The sequence below is a fragment of the Brevibacterium sp. SIMBA_078 genome, from assembly GCF_046534565.1.
Lineage (GTDB): Bacteria > Actinomycetota > Actinomycetes > Actinomycetales > Brevibacteriaceae > Brevibacterium.
Genome location: NZ_JAWRYQ010000352.1, coordinates 1 through 259, shown reverse-complemented (window position 1 = coordinate 259; position 259 = coordinate 1). Strand labels below are relative to the sequence as shown.

At 45.6% G+C, this 259-nt stretch carries 1 protein-coding gene; it reads left to right on the top strand.

What is annotated here, in order from left to right:
* A partial coding sequence (locus SB749_RS19995; protein WP_410711844.1) for a TonB-dependent receptor domain-containing protein occupies positions 1–259 on the top strand: 259 nt, incomplete at both ends.

Genomic DNA, 259 nt, shown 5'->3' with positions numbered 1-259 from the left:
GCGGACTTTATTTTTATGAAGGTGAAGCTTGTGGTGCTTTCCCCACCGTACTGGGTTTACTGGATTTAACTATCGATAATGGAGGATGTGTAGATACCTCAAGCTCTGCTTTGTTCGGGCAGGGAACTTATCAGATAGATGAGCAATGGGCTTTAACCCTGGGTGGTCGATACACTCGTGATGAGAAAGATGCTGATGTCTTCCGCTATACGTATGCTGGCGTAAAATTTTTGGATCGGGGTGATTACTCAGCTGATCC